Source organism: Sporosarcina sp. P32b, from assembly GCF_002743335.1.
Classification (GTDB): domain Bacteria; phylum Bacillota; class Bacilli; order Bacillales_A; family Planococcaceae; genus Sporosarcina.
The window spans coordinates 1-8428 of record NZ_PDZB01000044.1 but is presented as its reverse complement, the minus strand read 5'-3'; the positions used below and the strand labels follow the sequence as shown (position 1 = coordinate 8428).

At 42.4% G+C, this 8428-nt stretch carries 7 protein-coding genes; 5 read left to right on the top strand and 2 right to left on the bottom strand.

All coding sequences use genetic code 11. The annotated features are described in order from the left end of the window. Positions 1 to 455: 455 nt before the first annotated feature. Positions 456 to 1160: a glucosamine-6-phosphate deaminase gene (locus CSV64_RS16280; protein ID WP_099635644.1), complete on the bottom strand. Its 705-nt coding sequence runs from the start codon at positions 1158 to 1160 to the stop codon at positions 456 to 458. A 339-nt stretch (positions 1161 to 1499) separates the two neighbouring features. Here CSV64_RS16280 and CSV64_RS16275 point away from each other — a divergent pair, with 339 nt between their 5' ends. From CSV64_RS16275 to CSV64_RS16260, 4 genes are all read left to right on the top strand, one after another. Beyond that, complete coding sequence (locus CSV64_RS16275) at positions 1500 to 1637, top strand: cytochrome c oxidase subunit 2A (RefSeq protein ID WP_233190525.1); 138 nt, start codon at positions 1500 to 1502, stop codon at positions 1635 to 1637. A gap of 26 nt (positions 1638 to 1663) precedes the next feature. After that, a complete protein-coding gene (locus tag CSV64_RS16270) occupies positions 1664 to 2164 on the top strand; it encodes a cytochrome c oxidase subunit II (RefSeq protein ID WP_099635645.1) in 501 nt (166 codons plus the stop codon). 3 nt (positions 2165 to 2167) lie between these two features. Continuing rightward, positions 2168 to 3820: a b(o/a)3-type cytochrome-c oxidase subunit 1 gene (locus tag CSV64_RS16265; protein WP_099635646.1), complete on the top strand. Its 1653-nt coding sequence runs from the start codon at positions 2168 to 2170 to the stop codon at positions 3818 to 3820. A gap of 350 nt (positions 3821 to 4170) precedes the next feature. Beyond that, the gene (locus tag CSV64_RS16260; RefSeq protein WP_099635647.1) at positions 4171 to 4860 is read left to right on the top strand and encodes a C40 family peptidase; all 690 of its coding nucleotides are present in this window, start codon (positions 4171 to 4173) and stop codon (positions 4858 to 4860) included. A 70-nt stretch (positions 4861 to 4930) separates the two neighbouring features. On the opposite strand, the gene CSV64_RS16255 is transcribed toward CSV64_RS16260, so the two are convergent. Further along, positions 4931 to 5668 (bottom strand): SDR family NAD(P)-dependent oxidoreductase, encoded by a 738-nt coding sequence (locus CSV64_RS16255; protein WP_099635648.1) that lies wholly within the window; start codon positions 5666 to 5668, stop codon positions 4931 to 4933. Positions 5669 to 5870: 202 nt separating this feature from the next. On the opposite strand from CSV64_RS16255, the gene CSV64_RS16250 reads away from it, so the two are divergent. Beyond that, a complete protein-coding gene (locus tag CSV64_RS16250) occupies positions 5871 to 7463 on the top strand; it encodes a SulP family inorganic anion transporter (RefSeq protein ID WP_099635649.1) in 1593 nt (530 codons plus the stop codon). Positions 7464 to 8428: the final 965 nt, after the last annotated feature.

The following is an 8428-nucleotide window of genomic DNA, read 5'->3' as shown; positions in this document are numbered from 1 at the left end:
TACTTTAAACAGAAACGTAATCCGACAGCACTTTAACGAGTAAAAACAACTACTCGAACTGCCCTACACCCAATCCAACGAAGGCGCCTGCTGTGGTAGGCGCAGCGATGAGACAAAGACAGGCGAACTTCCTGTCTATGGCTCCTCGCGAAAGCCATCCACCAGCGTCGAAGTGGGGACAATGGACTTACCGCTTACATAGGCAGCTAAACCACAACCCCCTGGATGAACAGAAAACAGAAAAAGCACGTGCAAGAACCACAACCCAACGCCGCTTATTACGCACGCTTAACGAAAACGTAATCCGACAGCACTTCAACGATTCAAAGTAAACACTTGCTACAGCGCCAAAGTAAAGCCAACGACCACAACAAACAAATCCTCTTCACACAAAAAAGGCCACCCCAGAAGTCAACTTGCACTTCCAGGATAGCCCTAACCAAACTTTATTCTACTCAATCAAGCTGTAAATCCGTGATTACAATGACGTCCTCATGACGCAAGAGCTTCGTAATCGGCCACTCCTTCGTGACCTCTCCAGCTTTTAATTTCTCCATCGCCGCACGCTTCTTCTCACCAAATGCAACCATGATTAACTTCTTCGACTTTACAATAGAAGAGATCCCCATCGTCAACGCGATATTCGGTATCTTATCGTCGTTTTCGAAATACTGACTATTCACGCCCAATGTGGAGTCCGTCAATGTCGCAACATGTGTTACCGAATCGAATGACGTTCCGGGTTCGTTGAATGCGATATGACCATTCTCCCCTACTCCGAGAAGTTGAATATCTAGCGGATGAGAGTTCAATTGATTCTCATAGTCTTTACACTCTTCATCTAAATCTTCAGCCATACCATTCGGAATATATGTTTCTTTGAATGGTTTTTTGCTGAATAGATGTTGATTCATAAAGTATGCATAGCTATTCGGGTTGTCTGCGTCAATACCGACATATTCATCTAAATTGAATGCCGTAACATTCGAAAAGTCTAACGACGAATTCGTCCATTCATCGTAAATCGGAATCATCGTGCTGCCTGTAGCTAGCCCAAGTACATGCAATCTATTATTTTGAAGTTCTTCAGAAATCAGTTTGAATACTTCCTTCGCACCTTCTTCAGGGCTTTTTACTGTAATCCATTTTACATTTTCCATTTCACACACCGGCTTCCTAGGTTTCACCTTAGTATATTATAATTTCTATTCAACATACGGTCAATATTGAATACATATTATCTCACTCTGTATTCATCACTCTATTCACTGTACACGCTAAAATCCCTTACGCAACCGATGAACTATTCAGACAGACCTTTCATCCTAGTTCGAATCACAAATCTAGTGAAATGTGTATGACAAAAGCATGTAAAGTGATTGAACATATTGTGAACATTGCTTTTAATCTTCAAATCATAGGGATTTCCCTGATTCTTTATTCCCCCACGAGGATTATGATGAAAGTACGAATTCAGTTCAGACAAGGAGGTGGCCGTATTGAGCAAGAAGATATCTTCTACAAATCAACCAAAAGAAGAAACGAATTTAAAAGGTACCTTGATCATGGTAATGATCGTCGGGATCGTCATCCTTGTCATGTGGTTCGGCGCTTACGGATTATTCTTATCTAGATAATATCTAGCATCAAAGGAGGAAACATTATGCATTTGCATAAGTATGAAAAAGTATGGCTTGTGTTCGGTTTAGCATCATTGGTTTTATTCTTACTCATTATTGGCTTTGCGGCGTTCTGGAAAGGAACACATCCACAAAGTCACATCGAAACAATCGATCCACAAAACGTCGAAGCAAATGAATCATTCCAACCTGAAAATCTGGGTCTGACTGAAGTTGCTGACGGAAAATACGTTGTCAATATTGTCGCTTCTGCTTTTAACTATGACTTCGGTAAAGAAGAAGATGGAACCGCTACTAAGACGATTCGGGTACCAAAAGGTTCCACGGTTCTTTTCCAAGTAACGAGTAAAGACGTCGTTCACGGATTCCAAGTGGCTGGCACAAATGTCAATATGATGGTCGAGCCTGGACATATCAGTCGCTTCGAATCGGTCATGAAAAACGGCGGCGAATTCACAGTAGTCTGTAACGAATATTGCGGCATCGGTCACCATTTGATGTTCGGCACAGTGGAGGTGTACTAACCCATGGAATTATTTAATTTCTCAAAAAAAGAATCCAGACTGTATATGGCCTTTATGCATGTCACATTCATTTCCCTTTTAATCGGTGGATTGATGGGACTGCTTCAGACATTAGTACGTTCCGGCAAATACACGTTACCATTCAACATTGATTACTATACAATCTTAACCACGCATGGCGTCATACTCGGTCTAGTATTGACTACGTTCTTCATCGTCGGTTTCCAATTCTCTCTTATGGGGAAAACAGTCGGAATTTCAGACAAACAATTACTATGGGGCTGGATCTCATTCTGGGTCATGTTAGTGGGTACAGTATTATCAGCATGGATGATCTTAACAGGTGAAGCGTCTGTATTGTATACATTCTATACTCCACTTCGCGCACATCCTATTTTCTACATCGGTCTGACATTAGTAATTGTAGGTAGCTGGATTGCAGCTTTCACTAACTTCCGTCAACTATATGTATGGAAGAAAGCCCATAAAGGTGAAAAGTCTCCTTTACTAGCATTCATGGTTGTGATCAACATGATTATGTGGTTCGTTGCAACACTTGGTGTAGCGTATTCAGTCATCGTATTGATCTTACCTTGGTCACTAGGTTACGTCGCAACAGTCAACGTATTATTAACACGTACGTTATTCTGGTACTTCGGTCATCCGCTCGTATACTTCTGGTTGTTACCTGCTTACATGGCTTGGTATGCAATCATCCCGAAAATCATCGGTGGAAAGCTATTCAGTGATTCTTTAGCAAGACTGGCATTCATTTTATTGTTGATGTTCTCAATTCCGGTCGGCTTCCACCACCAATTAACTGAGCCAGGTATTGATCCGACTTGGAAGTTCATTCAAGTAGTCTTAACATTCATGGTAGTCATTCCATCATTGATGACTGCATTCTCTTTATTCGCTACATTTGAAATTGCAGGTAGAAGAAAAGGCTATAAATCCCTATTCGGCTGGTTCAAAAAGCTTCCTTGGAAAGACGTTCGTTTCTTAGCACCATTCGTTGGTATGGTAGCATTCATCCCGGGTGGAGCAGGCGGTATCATTAACGCTTCTCACCAAGTAAACTCTCTTGTCCACAACACGATTTGGATTACAGGTCACTTCCATTTAACAGTTGCAACAACAGTGATCTTAACGTTTTTCGGGATTGCGTATTGGTTGATTCCTCACTTGACGGGTCGCCGCTTGACTCCTAGATTAAATAAATTAGGTATCATTCAGACACTTATCTGGGCAATCGGTATGACGATCATGTCCACTTCCATGCATATTCAAGGGCTAATCGGCGGACCTCGTCGTTCAGCATTCTCTGAGTACGCAGGTGGAGACCAAGTTTCTACATGGATTAGCTATCAGATGTGGCAAGCTGTCGGCGGAATCATCTTATTCGTTGGTATTCTGTTGATGTTCTACATCTTCATTCAACTGGCATTCTTCGCTCCACGTGGTTATGAAGAATATCCAATCGCTGAAGAAGAGATAGATGCTGAGAAATCACCGAAGATTTTGGAGAACTGGTATTTATGGATTGGTATTACGATCGCATTGATTCTATTTGCGTATACGATACCGATGATCGATATCATTAAGCACTCCCCTCCTGGCTCCATTCCATTTGACTGGCCAATCGGACGATCTTAAACAGCAGAAAAGCCCTGAAGAATCCGAAGTCTTACTACGGATTCAAGGGCTTTTTTATAGTTTGACTTATGATATGACAAATATAGTTATTATAATTACCTATAAAATACATAGTCCCCATTTACAAGTAGTAGGCCTTAAGGATCTGTAAGTTACATAAAATATATATTTTCTAGTATTTACACATACGTCTAAACTAATTCACTAATAATTTATTAATAAAAAATAAGTCTAAAGTTACGTTTAATATCCAATATTGTATTGTATGATAGGTTCATAGGTTTAAACATGAATTAACACTCAGAAGTACAAAGTACCAAATCTAGTATACTAAAAGGGGAAAAGTCGAAATGAAGAAAATTGCTCTAGCCGCGATCGCCTCTCTTATGCTTGCTACAAGCATCTCAGTTGGTAGTGTTGCCGCTGCATCAAAAACGCATGTCGTGCAAGCAGGGGAAACTCTTTACAAGATTTCCAATCAGTACAAGATTACGGTAACTGAACTAAAACGTCTGAATTCTCTTACTTCTAATGATATCAAAGTTAAACAAAAACTAATAGTAGAAAATAAGGCGAACTCTTCAAAAGCTGTCTCTTCTACTAATTCATTCGGTACATTATCATCAAGTAAGCCCGTAGTACAGCCTCCTATCGCTGTTACTAACCAAGCGCTCGGTAAAAAATTAGTAGATATTACACAACCATTACTAGGAACTCCTTATGTATGGGCAGGTGTAACGCCATCTGGATTTGATTGTAGCGGATTCATTTTCTACGCATTCAACCAAGCCGGTGTTAAAGTTCCTCGATTAGATACAATCGGTTTCTATAATCGTTCACTATTCATAAAAGATCCGGTTGTAGGAGATTTATTATTCTTCCAAAATACATATCGCCCCGGCATCTCACATATCGGTATTTATCTTGGCGGTAATGAGTTCATTCATGCAGGGACGAAAGCAATTGAAATTGCATCACTAGATTCTTCCTATTGGAAATCACATTTCATGGGCTTCAAACGCTTTGTAGATGTAAAATAATCAATAAAAAACGAGTTGCCCTAGAAGTCATCATGACTTGTAGGACAACCCGTTTTATTTAATGTATTGATTATCGTGCAGAATACCCGCCATCAATGACAAGCTCTGCGCCTGTAATATACGATGCTTCATCGGATGCTAAGAAGAGTACAGCATTCCCTACATCTTCCGGCTGACCTAAACGTTGAAGTGGTGTCATTTTAATTAACATATCTAGTTGAGCTTTAGATTCTTCAAGATTTGCAACCATCGGCGTTTGGATAACTCCAGGGAATACTGTATTTACACGGATTCCAGCATGTCCATATTCTGCCGCTGCCGCTTTAGAGATCGCACGTACTGCACCTTTTGAAGCTGAGTACGGATTCAAGCCCATACCAATCAAAGCAGTATAAGATGAAATATTAACGATTGCACCTTTTTTCGCTTCTTTCATATATTTCGAAGCATGCTTCATACCTAAGAACGTACCGAAGCTATTGATATCTGAAAGTCTGCGCCAATCTTCAATCGTGATTTGATCCACAGTTTTTTCAGTAGAGATACCAGCATTATTGACAAGAATATCAACTTTACCGAAGTGATCGACAGCTTTTTTCATAGCCTCTTCCCACTCTGCGTCTTCCGTTACATTCAATTTGATCGTGAAGATATTGTCTTGTCCACCCCACTTTTCTTCAAGTGCTGTTGTATTGATGTCAGCTGCAATTACTTTCGCACCTTCTGCTGTAAATTGCTTTACCATCATTTCACCCATACCGGATGCTCCACCTGTAATGAATGCTACTTTATCTTGTAATCTGCTCATACTATATCTCTCCTTTATTGTTGTTACTGTCATATACTTTAACACTAAACTACATTTGGTTCAATTATTCGGATCGTCAATATCTTCTTTTAATGTTGAACGTTTCTACTCCTCTCACTTTATACACACCTTGTATAGGCCATATGCATACGGTATAATAATATATGTATATATACTCTATAAGTGGGAGAAGTGAACAATTATGTTCAAAGATCAACGTTATCTTAATTATAATGCAGCGGGCTTCCGGCAGGATCTAATTGCAGGGATTACTGTTGGAATTGTAGCCATTCCGCTTGGGATGGCTTTTGCTATTGCTTCTGGTGTGAAACCTGAATACGGACTGTATACTACGATCATCGCAGGTCTTTTAGTCGCTTTGCTAGGTGGTTCACGTTACCAGATTGCGGGTCCTACTGGTGCATTCATTCCCATATTACTAGCAATTGTGTTGCAATATGGTTATGAAGATCTTCTAATCGCTGGATTTCTTGCTGGTATTCTCCTCGTCATCATGAGCTTTCTCGGTGTCAGCAATCTCATTCATTTTGTCCCGCGATCGGTGACGATAGGATTCACCGCTGGGATAGCAGTCATTATATTCACCGGCCAATTCCAAAACTTCTTTGGATTAACTGGCGTTGAGAAAAAAGAGTTCTTCCATGAAAGCATGATGGAAATCGCTCGGCATTTTCATACCATCAATACATTTAGTATCTTAACTGCCGCAATTGGTTTGGTCGTCATCTTCCTTTTACCGAAAATCGCACCTAAGGTTCCATTGCTACTTATTGCGCTCCTGGTTCCTACTATCTGTTCGATTTGGTTCTTCCCAGGTAAAGTGGAAACGATCGGTACAGCATACGGTGGCATTCCGCAACATCTGCCTAGTTTTCATTTTCCCGAAATTACACTTACTAAACTGGTGAACCTCTGGCAACCCGCTTTAATCATTGCTGCACTCGGTGCGATTGAGTCCTTGCTTTCCGCAGTCGTTGCAGACGGAATGAAAAGTAAAGTTCCAAAGCACGATTCCAAGAAAGAATTATTCGGCCAAGGGATCGCGAATATCATTACACCGTTATTCGGCGGAATTCCAGCTACAGGTGCCATCGCTCGTACCGCCACAAATATCGGCTCAGGCGCAGTCAGTCCGATATCCGGCGTCGTGCAAAGTTTATTTGTATTAGCGTTCTTATTACTATTCGCACCTTACGCATCTTATATACCGTTAGCCGCAATGGCGCCGATTTTGATGTTCGTCGCATGGAATATGAGTTCACGTAAAGCCTTCGTCCAGATCGCTTCGTTACGCTCAGGGGATTCAATTGTGTTACTGACAACTTTCTTGTTGACGATATTCGTGAACCTAACAATTGCAGTCGAAGTCGGAATTTTGCTTGCAGCCCTGTCATTCTTACGCAAAATGAGCGGCTCACTGGAAATTAAAAAGAGTAAACTGACCGACGTCGAAAAGTTCAAGTTGTCTACAGAAAGTGATTCCGAGCTAATCAAGTTCAAAATCTCCGGTCCCCTGTTCTTCGGTACAGCGAAACACTTCGAGGATCGATATCCTGAACTATTGAATCTTGAGCAGAAGACGATCATTTTAGACATGAAAAATCTAACAGCGATCGACGCAACAGGCGAAGCGGCCCTTTCCGCCATGCTTGACGAAGCAGTTCGCCAAAACAAGCGACTTATTTTTAAGAGAGTACCTCCTGAAAAAGTGAGCTTGTTCAAACGTAGTGGGTTGTATGACAAGATTGGTGAGGATAACTTCTTTATGTTGTGAGTGTTGGTGATTGAGGAATCCATTTATTTTGTGGTTCTAAGAATGATAAATTGCGTACCTTACCGAACCTACAAACGTGGTTGACGGAAAGACTATGCGGCTGCGAGTCTTTGTCACTTTTGTTGGGGGCGTTGCTCGATTGGTTATTGGGGACGGAAGTTAGTGAGTGTCTGCTTTCTGGACCCGCGCAGGCACGTGGGGGATTGCCTACAGCCAGGAGCCAGCTGGCGGTGGTGCTGCCAGTTGTCTCCTGGCCACGGCCTACCCCGCAGTTGTGCCTGCGCTGCTGAGTGGTATTTATTCTAGTTGTGGTTCTAAAAACGATAAATTGTGTGCCATACCCAACCTGCAAACGCGGTTAGCGGAAAGACTAGGCGGCTGCGGGTCTTTGGCACTTTTGTTGGGGGCGTTGCTCGATTGGTTATTGGGGACGGAAGTTAGTGAGTGTCTGCTTTCTGGACCCGCGCAGGCACGTGGGGGATTGCCTACAGCCAGGAGCCAGCTGGCGGTGATGCTGCCAGTTGTCTCCTAGCCACGGCCTACCCCGCAGTTGTGCCTGCGCTGCTGAGTGGTAGTTATTTTGGTTGTGGTTCTAAGTAGGACAAATTCGAACCTTACCCAACCTGGAAACGCGGTTGGCGGAAAGACTATGCGGATACGAGTCTTTGTCACTTTACGTTGGGGCGTCTCTCGACCGGCTGTCGGGCATTGAAGTTGGTGAGTGTCTGCTTTCTGGACCCGCGCAGGCACGTGGGGGATTGCCTACAGCCAGGAGCCATCTGGCAAAGTGCCGCCAGTTGTCTCCTGGCCACGGCCTACCCCGCAGTTGTGCCTGCGCTACTAAGTGGTAGTTATTCTGGTTGTGGTTCTAATAGGAAGAAGATCAGGACATCGTGATAGCTAGTATGTATTTCTTGAAAAAGAAGTGTAGGAACTGCCATTCACACTATCTAACGAAGGCGCCT

Coding starts and splice junctions, on each gene's coding strand:
- CSV64_RS16280 (WP_099635644.1), bottom strand. CDS start 1,160: ATGGAAAATGTAAAATGGATTACAGTAAAAAGCCCTGAAGAAGGTGCG.
- CSV64_RS16270 (WP_099635645.1), top strand. CDS start 1,664: ATGCATTTGCATAAGTATGAAAAAGTATGGCTTGTGTTCGGTTTAGCA.
- CSV64_RS16265 (WP_099635646.1), top strand. CDS start 2,168: ATGGAATTATTTAATTTCTCAAAAAAAGAATCCAGACTGTATATGGCC.
- CSV64_RS16260 (WP_099635647.1), top strand. CDS start 4,171: ATGAAGAAAATTGCTCTAGCCGCGATCGCCTCTCTTATGCTTGCTACA.
- CSV64_RS16255 (WP_099635648.1), bottom strand. CDS start 5,668: ATGAGCAGATTACAAGATAAAGTAGCATTCATTACAGGTGGAGCATCC.
- CSV64_RS16250 (WP_099635649.1), top strand. CDS start 5,871: ATGTTCAAAGATCAACGTTATCTTAATTATAATGCAGCGGGCTTCCGG.